Origin of the sequence: Vibrio sp. CB1-14, assembly GCF_040412085.2 — a bacterium.
GTDB classification, from domain to species: domain Bacteria; phylum Pseudomonadota; class Gammaproteobacteria; order Enterobacterales; family Vibrionaceae; genus Vibrio; species Vibrio chaetopteri.
On the sequence record NZ_CP115920.1, the window covers coordinates 2746633 to 2771569 of the forward strand.

At 46.0% G+C, this 24937-nt stretch carries 27 protein-coding genes; 8 read left to right on the forward strand and 19 right to left on the reverse strand.

Annotated elements, in window-relative coordinates; all coding sequences use genetic code 11:
- Positions 1 to 98 precede the first annotated feature (98 nt).
- Both PG915_RS12445 and PG915_RS12450 read left to right on the forward strand, forming a co-directional pair.
- Positions 99 to 1148: a DUF3549 family protein gene (locus PG915_RS12445; RefSeq protein ID WP_353496803.1), complete on the forward strand. Its 1050-nt coding sequence runs from the start codon at positions 99 to 101 to the stop codon at positions 1146 to 1148.
- 9 nt (positions 1149 to 1157) lie between these two features.
- The gene (locus PG915_RS12450; RefSeq protein WP_353496804.1) at positions 1158 to 1457 is read left to right on the forward strand and encodes a DUF3301 domain-containing protein; all 300 of its coding nucleotides are present in this window, start codon (positions 1158 to 1160) and stop codon (positions 1455 to 1457) included.
- On the opposite strand, the gene PG915_RS12455 is transcribed toward PG915_RS12450, so the two are convergent.
- Positions 1348 to 1926 (reverse strand): GNAT family N-acetyltransferase, encoded by a 579-nt coding sequence (locus tag PG915_RS12455; protein ID WP_353496805.1) that lies wholly within the window; start codon positions 1924 to 1926, stop codon positions 1348 to 1350. The two genes, PG915_RS12450 and PG915_RS12455, sit on opposite strands and share 110 nt — an antisense overlap.
- Before the next feature lie 829 nt (positions 1927 to 2755).
- Between PG915_RS12455 and PG915_RS12460 the strand changes: the two genes are divergently transcribed.
- Entirely contained in the window at positions 2756 to 3043 is a 288-nt protein-coding gene (locus PG915_RS12460) for a hypothetical protein (protein WP_353498720.1), read from the forward strand.
- Entirely contained in the window at positions 3036 to 3509 is a 474-nt protein-coding gene (locus tag PG915_RS12465) for a YaiI/YqxD family protein (protein ID WP_353496806.1), read from the forward strand. The genes PG915_RS12460 and PG915_RS12465 overlap by 8 nt, the downstream gene beginning before the upstream one ends.
- 79 nt (positions 3510 to 3588) lie before the next feature.
- Here PG915_RS12465 and PG915_RS12470 read toward each other — a convergent pair whose 3' ends face one another.
- The 5 genes from PG915_RS12470 to ftrA all read right to left on the reverse strand — a co-directional run bounded on the left by PG915_RS12470 (position 3589) and on the right by ftrA (position 8973).
- Positions 3589 to 4839 (reverse strand): glutamate-5-semialdehyde dehydrogenase, encoded by a 1251-nt coding sequence (locus tag PG915_RS12470; RefSeq protein WP_353496807.1) that lies wholly within the window; start codon positions 4837 to 4839, stop codon positions 3589 to 3591.
- A 17-nt stretch (positions 4840 to 4856) separates the two neighbouring features.
- Complete coding sequence (gene proB, locus PG915_RS12475) at positions 4857 to 5987, reverse strand: glutamate 5-kinase (protein WP_418642026.1); 1131 nt, start codon at positions 5985 to 5987, stop codon at positions 4857 to 4859.
- Positions 5988 to 6146: 159 nt separating this feature from the next.
- Positions 6147 to 6536, reverse strand: a complete 390-nt coding sequence (gene crl, locus PG915_RS12480) for a sigma factor-binding protein Crl (protein WP_353496808.1) — start codon at positions 6534 to 6536, stop codon at positions 6147 to 6149.
- Positions 6537 to 6667: 131 nt separating this feature from the next.
- Entirely contained in the window at positions 6668 to 7915 is a 1248-nt protein-coding gene (gene frsA / locus PG915_RS12485) for an esterase FrsA (RefSeq protein WP_353496809.1), read from the reverse strand.
- 53 nt (positions 7916 to 7968) lie between these two features.
- On the reverse strand, positions 7969 to 8973 hold the full coding sequence (gene ftrA / locus PG915_RS12490; RefSeq protein WP_353496810.1) for a transcriptional regulator FtrA: 1005 nt from the start codon (positions 8971 to 8973) through the stop codon (positions 7969 to 7971).
- A 65-nt stretch (positions 8974 to 9038) separates the two neighbouring features.
- Between ftrA and PG915_RS12495 the strand changes: the two genes are divergently transcribed.
- A complete protein-coding gene (locus PG915_RS12495; RefSeq protein WP_353496811.1) occupies positions 9039 to 9977 on the forward strand; it encodes a DMT family transporter in 939 nt (312 codons plus the stop codon).
- Between the two features lie 108 nt (positions 9978 to 10085).
- Here PG915_RS12495 and gpt read toward each other — a convergent pair whose 3' ends face one another.
- Positions 10086 to 10550: a xanthine phosphoribosyltransferase gene (gene gpt, locus PG915_RS12500; RefSeq protein ID WP_042477599.1), complete on the reverse strand. Its 465-nt coding sequence runs from the start codon at positions 10548 to 10550 to the stop codon at positions 10086 to 10088.
- A 31-nt stretch (positions 10551 to 10581) separates the two neighbouring features.
- Positions 10582 to 11874, reverse strand: a complete 1293-nt coding sequence (locus PG915_RS12505) for a solute carrier family 23 protein (RefSeq protein WP_112462098.1) — start codon at positions 11872 to 11874, stop codon at positions 10582 to 10584.
- An 898-nt stretch (positions 11875 to 12772) separates the two neighbouring features.
- Between PG915_RS12505 and PG915_RS12510 the strand changes: the two genes are divergently transcribed.
- The 3 genes from PG915_RS12510 to PG915_RS12520 all read left to right on the forward strand — a co-directional run bounded on the left by PG915_RS12510 (position 12773) and on the right by PG915_RS12520 (position 14787).
- Entirely contained in the window at positions 12773 to 14242 is a 1470-nt protein-coding gene (locus tag PG915_RS12510; RefSeq protein WP_353496812.1) for an aminoacyl-histidine dipeptidase, read from the forward strand.
- Positions 14243 to 14379: 137 nt separating this feature from the next.
- Positions 14380 to 14586, forward strand: a complete 207-nt coding sequence (locus PG915_RS12515; RefSeq protein ID WP_353496813.1) for a YaeP family protein — start codon at positions 14380 to 14382, stop codon at positions 14584 to 14586.
- A gap of 9 nt (positions 14587 to 14595) precedes the next feature.
- Positions 14596 to 14787: a DUF4250 domain-containing protein gene (locus tag PG915_RS12520; RefSeq protein ID WP_112462096.1), complete on the forward strand. Its 192-nt coding sequence runs from the start codon at positions 14596 to 14598 to the stop codon at positions 14785 to 14787.
- A 62-nt stretch (positions 14788 to 14849) separates the two neighbouring features.
- On the opposite strand, the gene PG915_RS12525 is transcribed toward PG915_RS12520, so the two are convergent.
- The 11 genes from PG915_RS12525 to PG915_RS12575 form a co-directional block, all read right to left on the reverse strand.
- Positions 14850 to 16217: a sodium-dependent transporter gene (locus PG915_RS12525; RefSeq protein ID WP_353496814.1), complete on the reverse strand. Its 1368-nt coding sequence runs from the start codon at positions 16215 to 16217 to the stop codon at positions 14850 to 14852.
- A 284-nt stretch (positions 16218 to 16501) separates the two neighbouring features.
- Positions 16502 to 17281: a DUF2884 family protein gene (locus PG915_RS12530; RefSeq protein ID WP_353496815.1), complete on the reverse strand. Its 780-nt coding sequence runs from the start codon at positions 17279 to 17281 to the stop codon at positions 16502 to 16504.
- 54 nt (positions 17282 to 17335) lie between these two features.
- Positions 17336 to 17839 (reverse strand): transcription elongation factor, encoded by a 504-nt coding sequence (locus tag PG915_RS12535; protein WP_353496816.1) that lies wholly within the window; start codon positions 17837 to 17839, stop codon positions 17336 to 17338.
- A gap of 1 nt (position 17840) precedes the next feature.
- Positions 17841 to 18911, reverse strand: coding sequence for a DNA polymerase IV (gene dinB / locus PG915_RS12540; RefSeq protein WP_353496817.1), 1071 nt, complete (start codon positions 18909 to 18911; stop codon positions 17841 to 17843).
- A gap of 118 nt (positions 18912 to 19029) precedes the next feature.
- On the reverse strand, positions 19030 to 19263 hold the full coding sequence (gene nqrM / locus PG915_RS12545) for a (Na+)-NQR maturation NqrM (RefSeq protein WP_353496818.1): 234 nt from the start codon (positions 19261 to 19263) through the stop codon (positions 19030 to 19032).
- A 12-nt stretch (positions 19264 to 19275) separates the two neighbouring features.
- On the reverse strand, positions 19276 to 20259 hold the full coding sequence (locus PG915_RS12550; protein ID WP_353498722.1) for an FAD:protein FMN transferase: 984 nt from the start codon (positions 20257 to 20259) through the stop codon (positions 19276 to 19278).
- A 201-nt stretch (positions 20260 to 20460) separates the two neighbouring features.
- The gene (gene nqrF / locus PG915_RS12555) at positions 20461 to 21684 is read right to left on the reverse strand and encodes an NADH:ubiquinone reductase (Na(+)-transporting) subunit F (RefSeq protein WP_353496819.1); all 1224 of its coding nucleotides are present in this window, start codon (positions 21682 to 21684) and stop codon (positions 20461 to 20463) included.
- 17 nt (positions 21685 to 21701) lie between these two features.
- Entirely contained in the window at positions 21702 to 22298 is a 597-nt protein-coding gene (gene nqrE / locus PG915_RS12560; RefSeq protein ID WP_038229250.1) for an NADH:ubiquinone reductase (Na(+)-transporting) subunit E, read from the reverse strand.
- A gap of 7 nt (positions 22299 to 22305) precedes the next feature.
- Positions 22306 to 22938 carry an NADH:ubiquinone reductase (Na(+)-transporting) subunit D gene (locus tag PG915_RS12565; protein WP_112462091.1) on the reverse strand — a complete coding sequence of 211 codons (633 nt, stop codon included), beginning with the start codon at positions 22936 to 22938 and terminating at the stop codon, positions 22306 to 22308.
- Entirely contained in the window at positions 22938 to 23705 is a 768-nt protein-coding gene (locus PG915_RS12570; protein WP_353496820.1) for a Na(+)-translocating NADH-quinone reductase subunit C, read from the reverse strand. Before PG915_RS12570 ends, PG915_RS12565 begins: the two co-directional genes overlap by 1 nt.
- Positions 23695 to 24936, reverse strand: a complete 1242-nt coding sequence (locus PG915_RS12575; RefSeq protein WP_353496821.1) for an NADH:ubiquinone reductase (Na(+)-transporting) subunit B — start codon at positions 24934 to 24936, stop codon at positions 23695 to 23697. The genes PG915_RS12570 and PG915_RS12575 overlap by 11 nt, the downstream gene beginning before the upstream one ends.
- Position 24937 lies beyond the last annotated feature (1 nt).

A 24937-nucleotide genomic window follows, 5' to 3' on the forward strand; every position in this document is an offset into this window, starting at 1 on the left:
TTGCATCATCGCTATTGAAAATGGTCGTCAATGACTTGAAAATTGGCGATAGAATACCATTTATTGTTCTATACCCAAACCGTACTAGGAACCCCTCCATGGAAACCATTCATACTTTGACGGATCTATTGGTCAACAGTGGCTGCCAATATCACATCTACGATATCTCAAGACGCGTACAACTGATTGATAACGATCAGTTTGCTGCCGTCGAGCGCGCTAGTCAGCCTTACCCTTATCCGATTCAAAGACAGGCTCAGTTTGCCATCGCCTACTGGAACGAAGAAAAACAGCCTTGGATTTGGTTCCTTAAATTCCAGCTTGATGAGCGTGGATTACTGAGCCAAGTCGATGTCGGCCAGTTTCTAAAATACGTTCTTGAAGCAATGGGGACACGTCTTGGAAAAGAGATGAGCGAGGAGCAGCAAAAAAAGCTGTCAAACAACCCATTTACGTTTAAACCAACAGACGACAAGTTAGCTGTATTCCATAGCTTATTAAGAGCAGAATTGGATCTGACCACCAGCCAATACTATCAGCATGCACGTGACTACTTCCGTGGCGACCTTGGCTGGGATAACTGGCAAACGGTTGGACTGCAAGGCATCACCGATATGGCAACTAGGCTTGGACGTGATGAAAACGGTCGCTTGATCCGCACCAGCCTGCGTCACCTTGCCAGCGAGCCCCGCTATGCCCTGCTTGGCGCACTTGAGCATGTGGCGTTGCCAGAAAAGCTCTCTACAACGCTGCGCGAACTTGCTCAATTTGAATGCGAGTCCGACGAGCCGGATCTATTCTTGTTAGCCGCTTATGCTCGTGCGCTATCGGGTGGCAAGCCAGAGCAGCTAGAGTCATTAGTTACTGATATTTTAGCCAGTGCGCGCTTGAGTCATCTGGAAGTGCTGATTGCCATAGCAGGCCGTGCATGGCAGCCTCTGACTACGCCAGCCTTAGCCGAGAAGTTCTTGGTACGCTTGGCTCAAACTGGCAACCAAGGCTTGTTTAATCAATTATTTGCCGATCTAGTGATGATGCCGAGCCTGCGTTTAGTGCTTTTGCCACTGCTGCATTCTAGCCCATCACCAGAGCTCGCCAGCGCATTGATCGCGTTGCAACAGGCGGCAACACAAGGAAAAACTCACTAGGAAGGTGAAATGATAGATAATCTTTTGATGATATTGGCGCTGAGTGTGTTCTGCTTTGTATTTTGGCAGCAGCGGCGTCAATCTGAGATTGCCAAGGCGGCGGTGACACGTCGCTGTAAGGAGTTAGATCTGCAAATGTTGAGCGTCTCGTTTGGTGCTCACAGACTTAGAGATGCCAACGGCCGATTCGGTTGGCACACTATTTATGAGTTTGAGTTTTCAGCACTCGGTGACGACTATTACCAAGGAAAGCTGGTGATGAAAGGTTTTCATGTGCTGAACTTTCACTTTCCAGCACACCGAATGTAGATTGAAACTGATAGTACGGGCCATGCTCATCTTCCGCTTGTCCGTACTGTTCAAACCCGAGTTTACTCAGCAATCGAATCGAAGAGGCATGGTCAATATCGACGTTCGCTTCAAGCCTATTAAGCCCTAAAGTATGGACGGCATCAGGAATAAACGCTCTTAATACCTCTGTTGCAATCCCTTTGTTCCAATATTGCTTGTCAAAGATATAGCCTATCTCTCCTTCACCCTCCGCTCCGCGCTCAATGAAAATATGCCCCATATAATCGCGCGTACGCAGATCCAGAGCCGCCATCGCATAGAACTTTGAGTCGCTCAATATGGTATGAAACAATCGACGCGCAGTGGCTAGGGTATGAGGACCATTCATGTGTTTACGATTTTTCGCACACACGTTAAGCATCAGAAAATCCGACTCCAGATAGTCGGTATAGGGGACGAGAATGGTTCTGCGAGTAACTATTGTCATTGACTTCCTTTTCGTAACTGAATACCCAAATAACCTAATATAGGCTTTAGGCTCTGTGTTCTTTAGATTAAGTGCGACACTTACAAGAGAAGTATGAAAGTTAGGGTTTATAAATAAGAAAAGCCCCAACACTTGCGTATTGGGGCTATAGTCTTACTCGCAGCAGTCCGGCTACTAAAAATGCTCCATGCATCATCCGTAATAGTGGCTGAATCCTTCAGCTATATCCATTCGTCGCCGTCCTAGCGGTGTCCATCTCATCCAATGACGCTAACTATCCCAGTCAGCTCGCTTCACTTGTTCCTTGAGCGGTGTCCTTGACCATCATCCTGATGGGGTTCCTTGCACTCTTCCTGAGTGTATCCATTTCCCTAAAAATCACCGTCCTGATGATTGTTCGCTTCCCGCGCTATCCTAACTTCCGTGCTGGTTACGTTTCCCTTGGTAACCAAATCTTCTTCCTGAAGATGACCTTCCAATGTCATTCCTGTTCCGTGTCAGCATCCTTCCGACAGGTTCTAATTTACCCTAATGGCGATTCTGGACAATCTACCCAATTCAAAAAGTTTTTCGTCGACACTGTTAATTAAAGGTTAAATACCATATTTAACATGAGCTTATTGATTTTCTCTTCCAAATTTCTGGCGATTTTTTCTCTTTATCTCACAGCTCGTGTGAGAGATCTCGCACAGGGTGTTTCCAAATTGGCTAATGTCTTAGATTCACTCGCTTTAAGTCACTGGTGATGACCGTCACACAAGCTCCATCTGTACCTCCCTTAGATTCGAAGGTACTATTAATGGCTAGCCTATTTAACGGAATAACCAACATGATAACCAAAGATGTCTCCGCTGAGATTGAAGCTGCAATCAGCTCATTGCACGCAGAGGGAAAAGAGCCAACCGTCGCACTAGTAAAAGCGCGTTTGAAGACTAAAGTACCTATGCCTGCGCTGATCACCGTGATCAAATCTTGGAAGAGCAGTCAACATGTACCAAAAGTTGAAATCGCTGCTGAGAAAGCAGAGCAACCTCTAGAGCTAAGAGTGAAGGAATTAGAGCAGCAAGTTGCCACACTGACTCAGCGATTGACTGCATTGGAGCAATCTCGTGACTGAACCGTTAAAACAAGCCGTTAAGATTTGGGTCGATGCCGATGCATGCCCAAAAGTGATTCGAGAAACACTGTGCCGAGCCGCGGAACGCACTGGCTTAACCTGTACCTTTGTTGCTAACCACAGCGTACCTGTACCGAAACGAGACAATATCCACTCGCTAACCGTACCTGCTGGGTTTGACATTGCAGACAATGAAATCGTGAAAAGAGTCAACGCCGGTGACTTGGTTATCACGTCTGATATTCCTTTGGCAGATGAAGTGATCACTAAAAATGCTTTGGCGCTCAGCCCACGCGGTGAGCTTTATACTAAAGATACCATTAAGGCTCGTCTTAATATCCGTGACTTTATGGACACTATGCGCTCTAGTGGAGTTCAAACTGGTGGTCCGGCACCACTTGGGCAGACAGAGCGCCGTGAATTTGCCAACCATTTAGACAGATTTTTGGCAAGAGCAACACGCTAGGTTGAAATGACCACCTCAAAACAAAAAAAGAGTCAGCCGATATTCGACTGACTCTTTTTGTATTCAATGTAGTCAAGCGTTATGGACGCGGTAAGTAATCCGCTTTACCCACCCACTTGTAGCTGGTTAACTCTTCTAGCCCCATAGGGCCGCGAGCATGGAGTTTCTGCGTTGATACCGCAACTTCTGCACCAAGACCAAATTGAGCGCCGTCCGTGAAGCGTGTCGAAGCATTTACGTAAACTGCAGCTGAGCCTACAGAGTTAATGAATTTCTCTGAGTTAATTAGGCTGTTAGTCATGATCGCATCAGAGTGGCTAGCGTTATGAACGCGCATATGGTCGATGGCTTCTTCAACATCTGCCACAACTTTCACACCTAAAGTGAAACTCAGCCACTCGGTATCAAAGTCACCCTCACCTGCGTCACGCAAATCATCAAAACCTGCCAACATCGCTTTCGCTTTTGGCTCTGTGACCAGTGAAACTTTACCTTTCAAGCGCTCAGCGATCATTGGTAGGAATTCAGTTGCGACTTTCTCGTGCACAAGCAGAGTATCTAATGAGTTACATGCCGATGGACGTTGCACTTTTGAGTTCTCAACCACATCCAAAGAACGAGCAAGATCCGCACTATCATCAACAAAGATATGGCTAATGCCAAAGCCGCCGATGATAACTGGGATGTTACTGTTCTCTTTACACATTTTGTGAAGACCAGCACCACCGCGCGGGATGATCATGTCTACGTAGTCATCCAGCTTAAGTAGCTTAGAAACCAGTTCACGATCCGGTTTTTCAATGTACTGTACTGATGCCGCAGGCAGACCCGCTTTATCGAGTGCAGACTGGATCACTTTAACCAGTTCCATGTTAGAGAAGAAGGTCTCTTTACCACCACGAAGGATGCTGGCGTTACCGGTTTTCAAACACAGTGCTGCGATATCAATCGTAACGTTTGGACGTGCTTCATAAATCACACCAACAACACCAAGTGGCACGCGGCGGCGCGATAGGCTCATGCCGTTTTCAAGCACTTTGCTGTCGATTTCACTGCCAACAGGATCAGACAGAGTGATAACGTTGCGAACGTCATCAGCAATGCCTTTCAGGCGTTGTTTGTTCAGCAGCAGACGATCAAGTAGCGCTTCTGTTAGACCGGCTTCACGACCTAGGTCGATGTCTTTCGCATTCGCAGCCAAAATAACGTCGGCGTTTGCTTCAAGTTCATCGGCAATGATTTGCAGTGCGCGATTCTTTTGCGCCGTTGACGCGGTCGCCAAAGCAAAGCTGGCTTGCTTCGCGTTTTGGCCTAGTTTAATCATGTCCATAACGGTTCCCTTTATTCTTAATCTTGAATGACGACCATATCGTCGCGATGAATCACTTCTGCACCATAATCATAGCCAAGCGTATCAGCAATTTCTTTACTGTGCTTACCTGCTATTTTGGACAGATCGGCATCGGAGTAGCCACAAATTCCTTTTGCAACTAAAGCCCCGTCATTGGTCGTCACACGTACCACTTCACCACGAGCGAAGCGGCCTGAAACTTTTATAACCCCTTTAGCAAGTAAGCTACTGCCCTTGCCTATTACCGCATTCACTGCGCCTGAATCGATAACAATGTTACCGGTTGCTGCAGGGCCTGCGAGTATCCAACGTTTACGATTTTCCAATGCTTCTGGTAGAGGCAAGAAGCGAGTACCTTGAGGCTCATCAGATAGTGAGTCAAACACCACGTTTTCCGCACTACCCGCTGCAATAATAACTTCAATCCCTGCTCGGCGTGCAATGTCTGCCGCTTGAAGCTTGGTTGCCATACCACCGGTTCCTAATGTGGTACCGCTGCCACCTGCGATCTTGCGAAGCGTTTCATCAATCGTTGTCACTTCACGGATCAACTCTGCATTTGGGTCTTTGCGAGGATCGGCGGTAAACAAACCGCGTTGGTCGGTAAGCAGCAACAGCTTATCCGCACCACACAAAATACCCACCAATGCCGATAGATTGTCGTTGTCGCCAACCTTAATTTCACTGGTCGCAACTGCGTCGTTCTCATTCACCACTGGAATGATGTCGTTCTCAACCAAGGCATTGATGGTATCGCGTGCATTAAGAAAGCGTTCACGATCTTCAAGATCGGCACGCGTTAGCAGCATTTGGCCGATTTTAAGCCCGTAAATAGCAAACAAAGACTCCCATACTTGAATAAGCTGGCTTTGACCAACAGCGGCTAAAAGCTGCTTACTCGCCATCGTTTTGGGAAGTTCGGGGTAACCTAGGTGCTCGCGACCCGCCGCAATTGCACCTGACGATACCATTACAACGGAGTGTCCAAGCTTTTTCAGCTCAGCACATTGTCTGACCAGCTCAACCATGTGCGCTTTATTTAGCGCTAGGGAACCACCTGTTAGGACACTAGTACCTAACTTCACCACTACCGTTTTTTTGTCGGCAGTTTGACGAGTAATATCCAAAGTTATCTCTACTTGTTTGACGTGAAAAATTGAATAAGGAGTGATGTTTTAGCAATCAAACATCATTTGTACAAGTAAAAAAGCAAAGCGGGGGGCAAAGAGGCACAAAAAAGGCTCCAAAGCTGCTCAAGGCTGGCTCTGGAGCCTAATGACAGGCGGTTATACAAACTCTACTGAGTCGTCATGAATAGAGACAGCGAGTTCGAACTTATCCTTAAGTGTCGCTTCCAATTTTTGATGAAACACCTCTTGGGTGCGATTTATTTCGTTAATAGCCGATTTTGGTGCCGATTCTAAAATCCACTCGCCTGTTTGGTTGTAGCGACCGATTTGATACGTCGCCTCAAACTGCCCATCTACTAGGGCTAAATCGAGCCACCAGCCCCAAAACTCTCTATCTTCTGGAGATTTGGCATCATCCACGCACACCGAAAGGCAGTCAAAGTGATAGCTACCGTCTTTACTCAAGGTTTCTCGTAAATACGGACCAATAGCTTTAAACGCAGCAATTAAGCGATAGTGAGTAGGGGTTTTCGCCGTTTCTGACATAGGGAAACTCCGTTTCTATATGAAATAGGGATAAAACATAAATAGCGATAATAAATTGTGTTTAATTTATATTTTTATCATGCACTTGATTACACAATCATTTCACATAGTTCACTAAATTTGCACAAATGTCACTTTAAAAGTTCGTCCTCCAACCACTTGATGGCCATTTCGAGGGATTGCGCATATCCCTTAGCTATGCCTTTTGCAGGTATCTCACGTGCTTTGCCATATTGACTAAACATCGCTAACAAGCGGTTATCGGATAGCGGCGACACAATATCCCCTTCCATACTCATTGCCAAAATAGGCACTTTAGTTCGGCGAGATGATAAGAAGCCTTGAATTTTCAGCGACCATGCCATCAGTTGCCCAGCAAGGCTATTAATGTCTACCGCATCTTTCCCAAGACGAGACGCTAGCATATCGATATACATTTTCGGCATCGACTGAATGATCTTCGGTGTCGCTAAACAGTGGTGAATTGGTGCACCAAGCGTCACGCACGCTTTAATTTTATCTGGCTCAAGAAACGACAAACGAGCCATGGCGTTGCCGCCAAAACGAAAGCCGAGCAAACCCACTCTAAAATGGTCAACCCAAGGAATATTTGGCAGCTCTTGTATTACCGCTTGGTGCAGACAAGAGGTATCTTCGGTTAGTGGCCAGTGTGAGCTGTGCCCTATCGATGGCATATCCACCGTCAACATCGCGATACCGGCCGGCGCTAGGTAGTCTCTAAATAAACGCCACATATCGGTTTGCAACGAATCAAGTCCAGCGCTAACAATGACAACAGGCTGAGGTTTTTCGGTGCTTACCAGGTGAAGGTTAGCGGTAATGCGTCGATTCTGATAAGGAATCTCAACTTGCTTAATGATGTGACTGGTGTGTTTCGCGGCTTCATTGTAGGCGTTATTTGCCAGAACCTGAGCTTGCAGTGCCAAGTTGTCATTTTTAAGATGGGGGTAGCCTGCGATACTAAAGCTAAGCGATGCTTTAAACAGCTCTTCCGCCGCAGCATCGCCTTGCAAATCATTGGCACGCTTTTGATGCATCATGCCATGCTTAGTCCACTCATAGTTCCAGTTGCCACCGTGGTACCCCATAACGGTATCCAGCCACTCATCAACCGTTCTCGAGTGTTCTGAAGAGGCAATTTTTGCCAATACCGACTCTAATTCAATCGGATCCATCCCTTGCCAAACCCACTGCAAACGCAATAAGTTGCGATACCAAGAGGTTGGCTGCTGTGATCGACGCTCCTCAAGCACTCGGATACTGCTTGGCATATACCGGATAAGGTGGGAGGTTTCTTTAGCCTGCTTGTTTTTTTCAAACAAGGTTTCAGAGATGTTTTTGCTGACTTCTTCGGACATACGCGCACCTAGCATTACCTGTTAACAGCAACAATATAATCGAATAATCGCGATTATTCAGTGTTTTTGTCTCTCAATTGCTGCAAATTACTCGATGATTGACGCCGAAACTCAGTTGGCGTTTGACTTACTAGCTTTCGAAACTGGTGTCGGAAGGTACTTTCGGAGGCAAAGCCGCAATGGTAGGCAATGTGTGACACCGTTGAAGAGGTCGTTGCTAGCAGTTCTTTAGCGCGATCCACTCGTGCTCGCGTTAGCCATTCAATCACAGGGAGCCCTACAACATTCTTAAATGTTCGCTGAAAAGTACGCGGCGTCATATCCATCTGACTGGCAAGAGAGTCCACATTGTGAGGTTCAGACAGTCTCTCTCTTACCCAATCCATAACTTCCGCAATCTTAGTCTGCGAAGTCGCCATCGCTTCTTGAGAAACGATCTGTAGCTGTTCACCATCTCTGTATGCCGGTATCACCAAGCGCTGTGCCACCATATTGGCAATTCTATAACCATAATCCTGACGTACGATATAGAGCATCATGTCCAATCCCGCCGCTGAGCCCGCTGAGGTCAAGATATTGCCATCTTCGATGTACAGCGAAGATGGGGACACCCGAAGGCTTGGATAGCGTTGTGACAGTAGGTTTGAATGATGCCAATGTGTCGTCACCGCTCGACCATTGAGTAACCCTGCTGCTGCGAGCACAAATGCCCCTGTGCAAATACTACAAATACGTGCGCCTCGTTCATGAGCTCGCTTTAGTGCATTGACCAATACCTCTGGGGGCTGCTCATTAACATCTCGCCAACCAGGAAGAATGATTGTGTCGGCTTGCTCTAGTATCTCTGGACCGTGCTCAAACGTCACCGACACGCCCCCTATCGCTTGCACCGTACTTGACTCTATCCCACACACTTTAAACTGATACAAATCAACGCCAAGCTCTGGTCGTTCAAGTCCAAAAATTTCCACCGCACAGCCAAACTCAAAGGTTCTCAGTAACTCGAATCCCACTAAAACAACAGCGTGTGGCAACGAGTTGGCATGATCTTGATGCATTTTGTCCCTATCCATTCTGTTGTATGAGCCTTTTTGCTTATAGCCTTTGGTAAAGATTACCACACATGGACTTTAGCCAAGCGATGAACCTGACGACCTACTTCAAATTATTCCTTTCTGCTTTTTTTTGGGGAGGCTCGGCCATCGCAGGGAAAATAGCGATGGAGACCTTTTCTGTCTCTATGGTCACTATATTAAGATTCGGTATTGCCGCTTTGGTGTTAGCGCTGCTTTATCGGCGACAGATTCAGCGCTATTCCATGCCAATAATGCGCCATATCAAGGTAGCGCTCACCGCCTTCTTTGGGATCACCGCCTGCTACTACTTCTACTTCCGAGGCCTTGACCTATCAAGTGCATTCAACGCAGGTGTCATTGAAGCAACGATTCCTTGTCTAACACTGTTTATCGCTACTTGCAGCGGAAAACGAGAGAGTCTCACCAAAGTGGTTGGCTTTATCGCGGCCTATGTGGGGGTTATTTACATCGTATTTGATGGGCAATTGGATAAACTGCTCAGTATTGAGTATTCCGTTGGCGACCTGTTGCTTCTGCTTAGCACATTCTGCTTTGCTGTTTACAACATTTTTGTCGAACGCAACAAACAAGATACGCCAAACAATCTGTTTATGTACTATATCTTCCTGTATGGAAGTCTGTTGCTGCTTCCGTGGCCACTCATTGAATGGGCAATGACAGGTAATGCTATGGTATTGAAGCCAATAGGCTTCGACGCCATTGTTGCCATCCTATTTATGGCCTTGGGTGGCTCTGTAGTGGCATATCTATTTTTCAACCAAGCAATTTCCGTTATTGGTGCAGCCAGTGCGTCCTCATTTATTAATCTAGTACCCGTAATTACCGTGTTTCTGTCGGTGTTCTATCTCAAGGAAGACATCTCAGTCAGCCAATGGATAGGCTCCGCTATCATCTTTGTCGGCGTGGCTATTTCGAACTATGAACCGAAGCGTCGCCAAAAAAACATCAGCCAACAATCTAGCTGACGGATTTACAGACAGGACAATTCAAAGTGTATCGCCAGTGGTTCCAGTAATCGCTAGACGAAAAAAAACCGCGATATCAACTATCGCGGTTTTTTTAAACATCACTGTTTACTTTTGCTTACGGTTAATTGGCTCAACGTAAGACAGTGCCATATCCCATGGCTGCTCGATCCAACAATCTTGGTCGATATCAACAATATATTCGTCAACTAGCTCAACGCCAGCAGGCTTAGCACACACTGTTACTAGCTTAGCTTTAGGGTACATTTCACGGATTTTACGAGCCGTGTCGCCGCTATCCACTAGATCATCAACGATTAGGTAACCTTCACCGTCGTGCTCTGGTGCTTTTAGTACCGTCATATCACGTTGGTGATCGTGGTCGTAGCTAGAGATACATACTGTATCTACATAACGAATACCTAGCTCACGAGCTAGAATCGCTGCTGGTACTAGACCGCCACGACTTACACCGATAATGCCTTTCCACTGTTCAGCTGGCATTTGACGCTCAGCGAGTTGACGGCAATATGCGTGCATATTGTCCCAAGTGATGATGAATTTGTTAGCCATAATAATAACCTAATTAAACCGTATTCGAGACTTAAGCAGCCACAATGTACTTGATGACAAAGATTGCAGACATTACCCATACACTCATAGATACGTCACGACCTTTACCACTCAATGCCTTAATAGCCGCGTAAGCGATGAAGCCAAGTGAGATGCCTTCTGCAATTGAGAATGTAAATGGCATCAGCAAGCAAGTTACAACAACCGGTGCCGCTTCAGTAATGTCTCTCCAGTCGATACCAACTAGACCAGACATCATGAGAATTGCTACATAGAATAGCGCACCCGCGGTTGCGTAAGCTGGGATCATACCCGCCAAAGGCGAGAAGAATAAAGCAAGTACAAACAAAATGCCAACAACAACTGCAGTAAGACCAGTACGACCACCTGCCGCAACACCTGCTGTACTTTCTACATAAGAAGTCGTGTTTGATGTGCCGAGTAGCGCACCTACTGATGTTGCTGTTGAGTCAGCCAGTAGTGCTTTATTAAGACGTGGGATCTTACCATCTTTACCGATTAGGTCTGCTTTTTGAGCAACACCTACTAGCGTGCCTGCCGTGTCGAACAAGTCAACAAATAGGAAAGCAAACACAACAGAAATCATACCGATTTCGAACACTGCAGAGAAATCAAGCTGCATGAACGTTGGTGCAATGCTTGGTGGCGTAGACATAATGCCGCCCCACTGAACATCACCAAAAATAAGGCCTAGACCTGTTACTGCAAGGATAGCAATCATTACCGCGCCTTTCACACCACGGTGAACAAGAGCGATAGTAATGAAGAAACCTACAGCAGCTAACGTAGCTGGAAGAGAGGTAATGTGACCTAGAGATACAAGCGTCGCTGGGTTATCAACTACGATACCCGCGTTCTTTAGAGCAATCAGCGCTAAGAACAGACCAATACCCGCAGAGATACCAGTACGAAGCGACATAGGAATGGAGTTAATGATCCACTCACGGATCTTAAACACACTCAAGAGAATGAATAAAATACCAGAACAGAATACCGCCGCCAGCGCGACTTGCCATGTATAGCCCATGCCCAGCACTACCGCGTAGGTAAAGAAGGCGTTTAGACCCATACCTGGCGCTTGAGCAATTGGGTAGTTAGCAACAAAGCCCATGATAAAACAGCCAATCGCAGCTGCTAGACAAGTAGCAACGAATACTGCGCCGCGATCCATGCCGGCATCAGCTAGAATTGCTGGGTTAACAAAAATAATGTAAGCCATCGTCAGGAAGGTAGTAATACCTGCGATAATCTCAGTGCGCACTGTAGTGCCATTTTCACTGAGCTTGAACAGCTTCTCGAGCATAATCGAATCCCTAAAAAGTGTAAAAAGTAAACGGTTGCGTAAACGATTGGCGCGAATTATAAGGTTATCAAAACGCAAATTCCAGCTAGAATTTAGACTCTAATCAACATATTTTCCGCTTGATATGAAACCTATTCGGTAACGACTGCTAACAAATTGAAATAGTTACCGCGTTTGCGCCCTATTTCATCATAGCGATAAGGTGAGATAACTGGACAAAAATTCACCATCCTTTTTGAGATTAAGATGGCATTTCTTAGAAAAAGGCAAAAAAAACGCCACTCCAGAGAGTGGCGGTAGAATAATTTGGTCATCAATTGGGGTATATAACCAACAACAAATTCTCAATTTAGGGGAAAATCTTAATGACTATCTACCGTAGTAGACATTGTACGCGAAGTCTTTCGTGTATACGTTTTGGTTGGTCCAAAACATCGCGCTTGCTAAACCTTGCATAACATCACCTTCTAACAAAACAAATAATGGATAATGGATAAAGTTGCTTTGAATCTCGGTTCCTTGGAGGCGATAAATCGGGCTCAATCCTTGAACAAGCTATGTTGAATCACTCAACTGTTCAAAAGAATACCATATTGGATTTAAATTACAAGACTTATGGCGATCTAAGTCACATAAATTTCATAATCATTGAAATCCACTGCCAATTCTGTAATTTTATTACGGATGGCATTATCACCAATATGCATACCAGTGCATTTTATAAATCATTCCAGTAACACGCGACATTACATAATTGCTTTGCTTTTACTACTCGTTGTTTACAACTAATGGTATCCTTCTCTTTATCTTAAATAAGCTAGAAAACCAGATGTTCTCACCTCGAATCTAAACATCTGGGGAATAACAATCTAGCCTAGTCTGCATAAAGGAGAGTTCCGTGTCTGAATTCCATTCTGAAATCAGCAAGTTGTCACCGGCACCGGTTTGGCAATTTTTCGACAAAATCTGCTCAATCCCACACCCTTCAAAACATGAAGAAGCCCTAGCACAGTACATTATTGGCTGGGCGAAAGAGCAAGGTCTTGATGTAAAACGCGACGATACAGGCAACGTATTCATTAAAAAGCCAGCAACGGCAGGCATGGAAGACAAGAAAGGTGTGGTTCTACAAGCGCACATCGATATGGTGCCTCAGAAAAATGAAGACACTGACCACGATTTTACTCAAGACCCAATCCAGCCATACATTGATGGTGAGTGGGTAACCGCAAAAGGCACAACGCTTGGTGCTGACAATGGCATCGGTATGGCAACTTGCCTGGCTGTACTTGCTTCAAACGATATCAAACACGGTCCACTAGAAGTTCTATTGACCATCGATGAAGAAGCTGGCATGACTGGCGCATTCGGCCTAGAGGCAGGCTGGCTAGAAGGTGACATTCTTCTAAACACTGACTCTGAGCAAGAAGGCGAAGTGTACATGGGTTGTGCGGGCGGTATTGACGCAGCCATTACGTTCGACATCACTCGTGAAGCAGCACCTCAAGGCTATGTTGCGCGTCAGCTAACACTGAAAGGTCTGAAAGGCGGCCACTCTGGCTGTGATATTCACACTGGTCGCGGCAACGCCAACAAACTGCTCGGCCGCTTCTTAGCGGGTCACGCAAAAGAGCTTGATGCTCGCCTAATTGAATTCCGTGGTGGCAGCCTACGTAACGCTATTCCACGCGAAGGTTTTGTTACTCTAGCACTACCAGAAGAAAACCTACCGAAGCTAGAAGAACTTTACAGCTTCTACACTGAGCTAGTGAAATCTGAGCTAGGCGCTATTGAAACTGACATTGTTAGCTTTAACGAAGCAACTGATCTTAGCGATGTGTTCGAGTCTTACGCTCAATCGCGCTTTATCGCAGCACTGAATGCTTGCCCGAATGGCGTTATTCGAATGAGTGATGACATTGAAGGTGTCGTTGAGACCTCACTAAACGTTGGTGTGATCACGACGCAAGCGGATAAAGTTGAAGTACTATGCCTTATTCGCTCGCTTATCGATTCAGGCCGCTCTCAAGTAGAAGGCATGTTGGCATCGGTCGCAGAGCTTGCGGGTGCGACGATTGAATGTTCTGGCGCCTACCCGGGTTGGAAGCCAGATCCAGAGTCAGAGATCATGGCTATCTTCCGTGATATGTACGAAGGTATCTACGGTCACAAACCAAACATCATGGTGATCCACGCGGGTCTAGAATGTGGTCTATTCAAAGAACCGTATCCAAACATGGACATGGTCTCTTTCGTCCCAACTATTAAGTTCCCTCACTCGCCTGACGAGAAGGTGAAAATCGACACGGTTGAGCTATTCTGGAACCAAATGGTAGCACTACTAGAAACGATTCCAGCGAAAGCTTAATTAAGTCAGAACTGTGATTGATAAGCCGATGTTTAACCAAAACGTCGGCTTTTTTGTTTCACATCAATTGTGCCTTTTGAGTTTCCTCTGCAGCCTGTGTATATTGAGACCAGTTATCATTTATAGAGAAAGACATTATGCAAGTTTACGGTTGTTGTGATTTGGTTCGCGAAATCTACGCACAAATTGGCAGTGGCGATCAAGCCTACATTCCACAAGCAATTTCATGTGCCGTTCGTACTCTAAACGAAGTGGCTGCAAATGAAAGCCTACCAAAAGATATCCGTGAGCAAGCGGCATTCGCGGCAGCAAACCTTTTGATTTCGGATTTTGAAGATAAGTAGAAACTAAAGATGAATCTAGCCAACTTTGAAACTATGGATCCTGTGATGCTAATGAGTATCGTCAACATGAAACTGCGTGACGACTTTGGAGGAGATTTAGATAAACTCGTCAACTACTTCGACATCAGTAAACCTGCTCTTATCGAAAAGCTTGCCAGTGCTGGCTTTGACTTCCTAGAAGATGCCGGTCAGTTCCGATAGACAAAAACACCGCTAAGGGAAACCTAGCGGTGTTTTTTTCATTCTTGATTCATAGTCAGTGTTTAGCCAAATGACGCCCAAATCACGGTAACAACAAGTACTGGGCACACAAACTTCACGTACCAAGGCCATACCCTACCAAACCAGCCAAGTTGAAACTCTGGGCAGCCTTGTTCAAGCTCTTTAATCTTACTCGCGCGGCTCCAAACCCAACCACCAAACAAGCAGAATAACAGTGCGGCAATAGGCTGTAAGTATTGCGTCGCAACCATAGCGACAAATCCAAACAGATCACCAAAGTTAAATACGATGTAGATACTAAACAGCGCAATAAGCGCACCGAGTACCCAACTGGTTTTCTTACGACCGGTGTTAAAGCGCTCATCGACAAGGGCAACCGGACACTCCAGCATCGAAATAGATGACGTTAGCGCTGCAATGGTCAATAGCAAGAAAAACACCACTGAGAACACTAAACCAAGCATGCCCAATGACTCAAACATCAGTGGTAATACCGTAAAGACCAAGGTATCTGAGCTCAATAGAGAGCCATCTTCTGCATAAATCTGAACGCCTTTTTGCATCGCGACAAACATCGCCGGCATCACCACAAGGCCTGCAATAAACGCCACTGAGGTATCCACCAAGGTCACATTCATTGCCATTTTCGGCAGGTTCTCTTTTTTCGACAAGTAAGAGCCGTAAATAAGCATCGAACAGCCACCAATCGTCAGCGAGAAGAAGCCTTGTCCCATGGCCGCGAGGATGAGTTTTCTGTCCCACACTTTTTCAAAATCTGGGATCAGATAGTGTTTAAGCCCTTCAACTGCGCCCCGCTGCATCATGATATAGATAAACAGCAATCCAAAAAGGATGAACAGCGATGGCATCAAACGTGTCGACCATTTTTCAATGCCCTTCTTTACCCCGCCTTGAACAATCAACACCGTCAGCAAATAGAAAAGCACTGTACCAAATACATTTCTTTCGACACTAAAACCTTTGAACCAGTCCGCAAGTGACGTCAGACCGGCAATGTCTGCCAGTGCGCCAAACAAGAAGCAAATCAGCCAGCCGCCGACGATGGAATAGAACGCCAATACTGCGCAAGGCACCGCGAGGCCAATCCAACCGACTATGCCACCAACCACCTTGCCGATAGGATGGGAGGTAAGAGACTTCATGCTATCGACAGGGTTGGCTTGCCCATGTCGACCGATGGCCATTTCCACCACTAACATAGGAAACGCCACGACCAATATCATGACTAAATACACCAATAGGAAAGCACCACCACCGTTGCTGGCGGCTTGTGTTGGGAAGCCCCAAATATTACCCAATCCTACGGCTGCACCTGCAGCGGCTAAAATGAAGCCTAAACGAGAACCGAAATGCTCCCTTGGAGCCGTCGCTAAGTTTGAATTATCCACTGTAAAGATTCTTATGTACTAGTTTACTGGTACATTAAGATAAAAATCGATTATAAGCAATCAATTTGGCGCAATAAACTAACGAAGACAAAAAATGCAAACGTAAGTATTAATTTACGAACAATACTTAGAATAGGTTCGACTCGCTGTTTTTTTTGCACGCTATTTGTTCGGTTAACACTGTTACCCGTCTGCTCGGTCAGTTCATGTTGAGCGTAAGCCCCCCTAGTTCGTCATTCCTGCGCAGGCAGGAATCTACTCAAGGCTTGGTGCGGACTTAGAGATTAGATGGTAAAGACTTGATAGTCCTTAAGCTCCGGAATAGTTTTCTGCAACTGCTGCTCTTGCTCTGCGACATCATTTAGCGAGTCACAATAGTCTTCTGCCTGCTGCTTTAACGACTCTGATTGCTCTTTCATGGTGTCCAACATTTTTGCTTTGAGCTCATCCATCTGCTTAGAGAGCTCTGTAAGATTTAACCCACCCTCTTCACTCATCTTTTGTTGTAATGCGGTAAATGCGCTACTAAAGAACTCTTTGTTGAAGACCTCTTTTGCCTTGGCTAAATCTTGCTCCCAATTGTCCATAAAACTGCTAAAGGCTTCCGATTTGAGAACAAAATCACCGTTGTCTTCGTAGCGAGATTGCACATCAGCAAAAAACTCACCGACCGCTTGTTTGACGCTTTGAAACGCCTCAGAGTTATCGAAACTCTCTGCGACGTCATCGATGAGTTCATTGGTCAGCTCAAGACCATTGGCCGCGAGTTCTTTCGCTTGCGGCACGTACTTGTTCATATTCTCTCGATAGCTTTCCAAGGCATCTTGTTGTAGCTGACTCAATTCAATCGCTTTACCGTCAATGAACAGATTGTTGTCTTCATCAATTAGGACTTTAGAGCTGGCTTTAACGATTTCGACTTGCTCGCCATCTAGGTGAACTTCGTTCTTAATGTCCACTGCGCACTGTCCAAAAGCATAAGCATTGCCCGCCACTAATGCACTGCTAAGTACGACACCGCTAAGCAGCGCTGTTGTAGTTGGAAAAAGTTGAGGTAATTTCATAGCACACCCTATTGTTCAGATCGTCTGTACAATTCTCAAAGCGATCCAAAGTCTTTACTGAATCGAGATAATAGCATAGTGCTGCACGGAATCTCTGATGGCCAGACTCACTTCGTCGTCTTCATACTGCCCAAGCAAAGCCTTACCGAGTGGCGAATGTGGTGTCAACACAGTGAGTTCAGCCAACCCAGAGTTCGTTAATACCCTTGCATCCTTTATTGTGACGCCTCCGCCACAGGGCAACATCCAATACCATGCGATTTGCTCATCATCATTCTCGACACAGACTAAAGCTGTTAATCCAACACTGTCTTGTTCAGAAAATTCACGCAACGTCGTACGCTTTAACGTTGCGATGTCGTTCTTTATTTGCTCTAAACGCATCGCCTGACCATGTGCCAAATAGGACGCTTCCAGTGCTAACGTGTCATATTTGTGCTCTGGTACGGTTTCTTCATTGGTCGCAGCATCTACGGTTTGCTCCATGGCAGAGACCAGTGTTGTCACTTTGCTTTCAAGTTCATAAATCACTGCGGTCAGCAGCGCGCGCTTGTCCATATTATTCCTCAAACATTGACAGTTGCCGAGCTTGCTCTAAAGGCTCTAGCATCACGCTCAGCCCCAGCAGTCGAATTTCTCGTCCTTGTTGTCTCTCCAGTACCTCGCGAAGCAGGTCTTTGAAATAGGCGAGATCGAGCTGGTTGTGCACATGTTCAATGGTGGTTAACTTAAAGTCTGCAAACTTTACCTTAATTCCCTGTTTGATGACATTACGTTTCGGCGTCGCTCTTGCGAGGCGAGATTCGAGTTCAGGATACAGCTTGTCTTCAATCACCTGCCAACACTCATCGAAACTGGAGATATTGACGCTAAAGGTTCTCTCGACACCAATCGACTTTCTTTCCCGCTCTACGACAACTTGTCTCTCATCAATGCCATGACTTTTCTTCCATAAAGAAGCGCCCATACGACCAAAACGCACAATCAAGTCTCGGTAGTCACTATTGCGAATATCCAAGCAGGTAAAAAAGCCGGCATTATTGAGCCTATCTAAGCTGACCTTACCGACACCCGGTATTTTGCCCAAATCCAACTCATCGACCACTTGTTGTACTTGATCGGGAGGGATCACAAACTGCCCATTGGGCTTATTCATATCCGAGGCAATCTTTGCCAAAAACTTAAGCGGCGCCACCCCAGCAGAAGCGGTCAGTTGCAGCTCGTTCCTGATATCGGCACGAATACGCTCAGCAATGCGCGTCGCTGAGTTTTGGCAGTGAGGTGAGTCTGTGACATCCAAGTAAGCCTCATCTAGCGACAACGGCTCAATGAGCGAGGTATAACGAGCAAAAATCGCACGAATGTGCTTTGAGGTTTCTTTGTAGACTTCCATTCGCCCAGGGACGAGCAGCAAATTGGGGCACAGCTTTACCGCTTGAGCCGTTGGCATCGCCGAACGAACGCCAAACTTTCTCGCTTCATAATTACAAGTGCTGATCACCCCACGCTGGCGCTCACTGCCACCAACGGCAAGGGGCTTACCTTGATAATGTGGATTGTCGCGCATCTCTACCGCAGCGTAGAAGCAATCCATATCAACGTGGATGAATTTTCGAATAGAGTCAGACACGGCATTGAACTGTTTATTTATACAGTCAAAAGTATACGCCGATTTTGAGTGAGAACCAAACAAAAAGACCAGAGCGTTGCTCTGGTCTTTTTTATTCAGCTATCAGCTGGCTTATTGATTATGCAATGCGATCTTTTTCCCAAGCGGCCAGCTTCTCTGCTCGGGCTTGCTCACGTGCTTCACGCTTTTTACGAGCATCACATGGCTCTGGGCAGTTACAAACTTTATCAATGCTTAGCGCACCGAGACCACCACAGCTGCCTTTGACCACTTTCTTTTGGAAGATGTAACCAACAGACATGGCAACAATCACCGCAAGAAAAACGCCGAAAGTAATTAGAAATGTACTCATAGTTGTCACCCGTTACTTGTTGAGGTAAGGCTTGAACGCGCTTGATGCGATTTCATCAAACCCATCTTCTGTTTTTACAATAATAAACGCTGGAATACCATTTTGCTCGGCAACTTCCAGTGCTTGCTCTTCACCCAGTACCATCAAGCCCGTCGCTAAGCCGTCTGCTGTCATAGAAGACTTATCAAGAACCGTCACTGACACCACTTTGTTGTTGATAGGCTTGCCCGTTTTCGGGTCGATAATGTGTGAGTAGCGAACACCGTCTTGCTCAAAGTAATTACGGTAGTCGCCTGATGTAGCGATCGCCATATCACCTGGCTCAATGATTTCTTGAACACTACGTTCATCCGTCGCTGGTTTTTCAATCGCGATACGCCATTTCACGCCTTCACGGTTAAGACCTTTCAAGCGCATCTCACCACCGACTTCAACCATATAATCTTGAACGCCGATACGCTCTAGATATTCAGCGAGAACATCGACTCCCCAGCCTTTTGCAATCGTCGACAAATCCACATACAGACCATGCAGATTTTTCTTTAACGTCGTGTCAGTTGCAGAGAGATGCTGAATGCCCGTTTGCGCTTTGCGCTCTGCAAGCTGCTTAGCCGTTGGTACGACTTCTGGACGCGCCTCCGGTCCAAAGCCCCAAAGGTTAACCAAAGGTCCTACCGTAACGTCCAAAGCACCTAATGTTACTTCATTGAGACGAATAGCTTCTTTCACCACAATCGCGGTTTGTTTCGATACAGGAAATGCCTCTGTGCCGTAGAAACGGTTGAAGCGGCTCAACTCAGAATCTTGGCGATAAGTCGACATTTGGTCGTTCACCTGTTCTAGTAAGCGATTAAGCTCTGCCTGAATGGTTTCCGGTTTTGGGCTATGGTCGGTCGCAATGTATTTCACATTATAAATCGTCCCCATTGTCGGGCCGCTCAAATGCACTTGCTCACGATTGTTACCACAAGCGGTTAGAAGTACCGCAGCTAGCATTACGGCTAGCACTAATTTCAACTGTTTCGTTAGATGAAACTTAGTTAGATGAAACATGCCTTTACTCACCTAATGAATTTAAAATACTTACGTTTGCCACAGCTATTGATGTTGTCGCAAATGAAAGCACTCTGTCTATATCGATTTAAAAACAAATGGCCGGCTCCCATGAACCAGCCATGTTCTTTACTTCAATAAAGATTAACCACCGAAGTCATCTAGAAGGATGTTTTCATCTTCTACACCAAGATCTTTCAGCATGCCGATTACAGCCGCGTTCATCATTGGTGGACCACACATGTAGTATTCACAATCTTCTGGCGCTTCGTGATCTTTGAGGTAGTTCTCATAGATTACGTTGTGGATGAAGCCTGTGTAACCATCCCAGTTATCTTCTGGCATTGGGTCAGACAGTGCTACGTGCCACTGGAAGTTATCGTTCTCAGCTTGTAGGCCATCGAAATCTTCTACGTAGAACATTTCACGGCGAGAACGAGCACCATACCAGAATGACATCTTACGCTTAGAGTTCAGACGCTTAAGCTGGTCAAAGATGTGCGAACGCATTGGTGCCATACCAGCACCACCACCGATGAAGACCATCTCGTTGTCAGTCTCTTTCGCGAAGAACTCACCAAATGGTCCAGAAATCGTACACTTGTCACCTTCTTTCAGTGACCAGATGAACGAAGACATGATACCAGGTGGTACATCAGGATTATTAGGCGGCGGCGTAGCGATACGCACGTTCAGCATAATAATACCTTCTTCTTCTGGGTAGTTAGCCATTGAGTATGCACGAATGCACTCTTCGTTAACGACAGACTCATAGCGGAACAGGTTAAACTTGTCCCAATCTTCACGGTACTCTTCTGGTACGTCGAAGTCAGAGTATTTAACGTGGTGAGCAGGCGCTTCAATCTGGATGTAACCACCAGCACGGAAAGGTACCGATTCGCCATCAGGGATTTGTAGCTTAAGCTCTTTGATGAATGTCGCTTTGTTATCGTTAGAGATAACAGAACATTCCCACTTTTTAACGCCGAAGATCTCTTCTGGAAGCTCGATGTCCATGTCAGTCTTCATTGCTACCTGACACGCTAGACGCTCACCTTCACGTGCTTCACCTTTAGAGATATGGTCAAGCTCGGTTGGTAGAATGTCACCACCGCCAGATTTCACTTTTACGCGACACTGACCACAAGAGCCACCGCCACCACAAGCAGATGATACGAATACGCCAGCGCCGGCTAGTGCATTCAACAGTTTGCCACCTGGTTGTGTGGTGATCGCGAGATCAGGGTTTTCGTTTACAGAGATCGTGATGTCGCCTGTTGGTACTAGCTTAGATTTGGCGAACAAAATCACCAAAACTAGGGCTAGAACAATCAGCGTAAACATCACTACACCAAGAATAATGTCCATTGACTATTCCTTATACCTTACAGTTGAACACCAGAGAATGACATGAAGCCCAGTGCCATCAGACCTACCGTGATGAACGTGATACCAAGACCACGAAGACCAGGAGGAACGTCAGAGTACTTCATCTTCTCTCGGATACCTGCTAGCGCAACGATAGCTAGCATCCAACCCACACCAGAACCAAAGCCGTATACGACAGATTCTGCAAAGTTGTAATCACGCTGTACCATGAATGATACGCCACCAAAGATCGCACAGTTCACCGTGATTAGCGGTAGGAAGATACCCAGTGCGTTATACAAAGGTGGGAAGAAGCGGTCTAGTACCATCTCTAGGATTTGTACTAGCGCTGCGATTACACCGATAAAGGTAATAAAGTTCAAGAAGCTAAGATCGACACCAGCTACTAAAGCATTTTCTCTTAGAACTAGGTTGTACAATAGGTTGTTCACTGGAACCGCAACGGTAAGAACAACGATAACTGCTACACCTAGACCAAAAGAGGTCTTAACTTTCTTAGATACGGCCAAAAATGTACACATACCTAAGAAGAAAGAAAGCGCCAAGTTTTCAATGAAGATCGATTTAACGAGTAGACTAATATAATGTTCCATGACTACCTTACTCCTTCGCTTCTACTTGTGCTGGCTTAAAGATACGAATTGCCCAAATCATAAAGCCGATTAGGAAGAACGCTGAAGGTGCTAGAAGCATCATACCGTTTGGCTGATACCAACCTCCGTTACTCACTAGTGGCAATACTTCCATGCCAAATAGCTTACCAGAACCTAGAAGTTCGCGGAAAAACGCAACAGTTAGCAGCACAAAACCATAACCTAGACCATTACCGATGCCATCAATGAATGACGGTAGAGGTGCAGACTTCATTGCGTACGCTTCAGCACGACCCATTACAATACAGTTAGTAATGATCAAGCTAACGAATACTGAAAGCTGCTTTGAAATGTCGTAAAGATACGCTTTCAACACCTGGTCAACCACGATTACCAGTGAAGCGATAATCGCCATCTGCACGATGATACGCACACTATTTGGCATGTGGTTACGAATAAGAGAAACAAACAGGTTAGACAATGCAGTTACAAAAATAACCGCAACCGTCATAACAAATGCTGTCTCAAGTTTGGTGGTCACTGCCAATGCAGAACAAACACCAAGAACCTGAAGCGCAATCGGGTTGTTATCCAACACTGGTGCGAGCAAGCTCTTCTTCATTTCTTTAGCATCAGCCATTAGTTTAGACCTCCGTCACGAACGTTTGCTAGGAAAGGACCAAAGCCCATGTCACCCAACCAGAAGTCGAAAGTACCTTGAACGCCATTTGCAGTCAGTGTTGCACCAGATAGGCCATCAACACCGTGCTCAGAACCTTCTGGAGCACCACCTTTAACGATCTTAATTGCTGGTTTGAAGTTCTCATCGAAGAGTTTCTTACCAACAAATTGTGAACGCCACGTTGGGTTCTCAACTTCACCACCAAGTCCAGGGGTTTCGCCTTGCTCGTAGTAAGTAATACCGTTAACAGTATTACCATCAGTTTGTACTGCTACGAACGCGTACATCATTGACCAAAGGCCGTTGCCATGTACCGGTAGAATCACACTCGTGACTTCGCCACCCTGTTTAACTAGGTAAACAGTACCAACGTTTGCACGACGAAGAATTTTCGCTTTGTCTTCATCTGCGGTAAGACGAACTGACTGATCTGGATCTTTAGCAGCGCGACGCTGGTCATATGCTTCAGCGTTACCGTCAACGAACTCACCTGTTTCAAAATCAACCAAACGAGGTTCGATGAACTCATGATATAAGTCTGCAACAGAGCCTTCAGCGGTAATACCAGCTACGTCGACAATTTTAGACTGCTTATCTAATTTCGCATTAGCAACCTGTTTATCTTTTAGAAAGACTGCAGCGGTCGATACAACGATTGAGCAAACTAGGCTCAACGCGATAACAACAAACAGCGTCTTTTTAATGCTATCGTTATTACTTGCCATAGCGAGCTTCTCTCCGTTTGATGTTCTTCTCGATCACGAAGTGGTCGAATAGAGGTGCGAACAGGTTAGCAAATAGAATTGCTAGCATCATACCTTCTGGGTAAGCCGGGTTGACTACACGGATCATGACACACATTGCGCCAATCAAAATACCGTATGCCCATTTACCATTGTTAGTAAACGATGCCGATACTGGGTCTGTTGCCATAAAGAACATACCGAATGCAAAACCACCCAGTACTAGGTGCCAGTGCCAAGGCATAGCAAACAGAGCATTTGTGTCAGAACCAACAACATTAAACAGCGTTGCTACCGCAACCATGCCGATCATTACACCCGCAATAATGCGCCAAGACGCTATGCCCATGTACACGATCATTGCCGCACCAATCATAAGTGCTAGCGTTGATACTTCACCAATAGAACCAGGAATGTTACCGATGAACGCGTCCATCCAAGTGATTGTTTGGCCGGTGATGTTGTTGATTAGTGCGCCTTCGCCGCCTTGTGCCCATTGGCTAAGAGCCGTTGCACCAGAGAAGCCGTCAGCTGCAACCCATACCACGTCACCCGAGATTTGCGCTGGGTAAGCGAAGAATAAGAAAGCACGACCAGCAAGTGCTGGGTTAAGGAAGTTACGACCCGTACCACCAAAGATTTCTTTTGCAACAACAACACCAAAGGTAATACCTAGTGCAGCTTGCCAAAGTGGAAGTGTTGGTGGAACGATCAATGCGAAAAGAATAGAAGTTACAAAGAAACCTTCGTTAACTTCGTGCTTACGCACCATACAGAACAACACTTCCCAGAAACCACCAACAATAAACACTGTTGCGTAGATAGGCAGGAAGTAAGTTGCACCTAGAATCATCTTACTGCCCCAACCCGCGTCGGTACCTAGCGTGCCGCCAATACCTTGAGTTAGCCAGTAGTGCCAGTTACCATCGATAACACCCGCAAGCTCTGCGCCAGTGTAAAGATGGTTAAGTGCCATAACCGCTTGGTTACCCGCATTGTACATACCCCAGAACATTGCTGGGAATACTGCGAACCAAACCATGATCATGATGCGTTTTAGGTCAACGCTATCACGGACATGCGAGCTGCGCTTCGTGACAAGACCCGGCGTGTAGAATAGCGTTGCCGCTGCTTCGTACAGTGCAAACCATCTTTCATGTTTGCCACCTGGCTCGAAGTGATGCTCGATATCCTCGATGAATTTCTTAAGCATG

What these genes read in the sequence shown, in the direction of transcription:
- PG915_RS12445 (WP_353496803.1), top strand. Translation starts at nt 99, where the DNA reads ATGGAAACCATTCATACTTTGACGGATCTATTGGTCAACAGTGGCTGC.
- PG915_RS12450 (WP_353496804.1), top strand. Translation starts at nt 1,158, where the DNA reads ATGATAGATAATCTTTTGATGATATTGGCGCTGAGTGTGTTCTGCTTT.
- PG915_RS12455 (WP_353496805.1), bottom strand. Translation starts at nt 1,926, where the DNA reads ATGACAATAGTTACTCGCAGAACCATTCTCGTCCCCTATACCGACTAT.
- PG915_RS12460 (WP_353498720.1), top strand. Translation starts at nt 2,756, where the DNA reads ATGATAACCAAAGATGTCTCCGCTGAGATTGAAGCTGCAATCAGCTCA.
- PG915_RS12470 (WP_353496807.1), bottom strand. Translation starts at nt 4,839, where the DNA reads ATGGACATGATTAAACTAGGCCAAAACGCGAAGCAAGCCAGCTTTGCT.
- crl (WP_353496808.1), bottom strand. Translation starts at nt 6,536, where the DNA reads ATGTCAGAAACGGCGAAAACCCCTACTCACTATCGCTTAATTGCTGCG.
- frsA (WP_353496809.1), bottom strand. Translation starts at nt 7,915, where the DNA reads ATGTCCGAAGAAGTCAGCAAAAACATCTCTGAAACCTTGTTTGAAAAA.
- ftrA (WP_353496810.1), bottom strand. Translation starts at nt 8,973, where the DNA reads ATGCATCAAGATCATGCCAACTCGTTGCCACACGCTGTTGTTTTAGTG.
- PG915_RS12495 (WP_353496811.1), top strand. Translation starts at nt 9,039, where the DNA reads ATGGACTTTAGCCAAGCGATGAACCTGACGACCTACTTCAAATTATTC.
- gpt (WP_042477599.1), bottom strand. Translation starts at nt 10,550, where the DNA reads ATGGCTAACAAATTCATCATCACTTGGGACAATATGCACGCATATTGC.
- PG915_RS12505 (WP_112462098.1), bottom strand. Translation starts at nt 11,874, where the DNA reads ATGCTCGAGAAGCTGTTCAAGCTCAGTGAAAATGGCACTACAGTGCGC.
- PG915_RS12515 (WP_353496813.1), top strand. Translation starts at nt 14,380, where the DNA reads ATGCAAGTTTACGGTTGTTGTGATTTGGTTCGCGAAATCTACGCACAA.
- PG915_RS12520 (WP_112462096.1), top strand. Translation starts at nt 14,596, where the DNA reads ATGAATCTAGCCAACTTTGAAACTATGGATCCTGTGATGCTAATGAGT.
- PG915_RS12530 (WP_353496815.1), bottom strand. Translation starts at nt 17,281, where the DNA reads ATGAAATTACCTCAACTTTTTCCAACTACAACAGCGCTGCTTAGCGGT.
- PG915_RS12535 (WP_353496816.1), bottom strand. Translation starts at nt 17,839, where the DNA reads ATGGACAAGCGCGCGCTGCTGACCGCAGTGATTTATGAACTTGAAAGC.
- nqrM (WP_353496818.1), bottom strand. Translation starts at nt 19,263, where the DNA reads ATGAGTACATTTCTAATTACTTTCGGCGTTTTTCTTGCGGTGATTGTT.
- PG915_RS12550 (WP_353498722.1), bottom strand. Translation starts at nt 20,259, where the DNA reads ATGCTAGCTGCGGTACTTCTAACCGCTTGTGGTAACAATCGTGAGCAA.
- nqrF (WP_353496819.1), bottom strand. Translation starts at nt 21,684, where the DNA reads ATGGACATTATTCTTGGTGTAGTGATGTTTACGCTGATTGTTCTAGCC.
- nqrE (WP_038229250.1), bottom strand. Translation starts at nt 22,298, where the DNA reads ATGGAACATTATATTAGTCTACTCGTTAAATCGATCTTCATTGAAAAC.
- PG915_RS12565 (WP_112462091.1), bottom strand. Translation starts at nt 22,938, where the DNA reads ATGGCTGATGCTAAAGAAATGAAGAAGAGCTTGCTCGCACCAGTGTTG.
- PG915_RS12570 (WP_353496820.1), bottom strand. Translation starts at nt 23,705, where the DNA reads ATGGCAAGTAATAACGATAGCATTAAAAAGACGCTGTTTGTTGTTATC.
- PG915_RS12575 (WP_353496821.1), bottom strand. Translation starts at nt 24,936, where the DNA reads ATGCTTAAGAAATTCATCGAGGATATCGAGCATCACTTCGAGCCAGGT.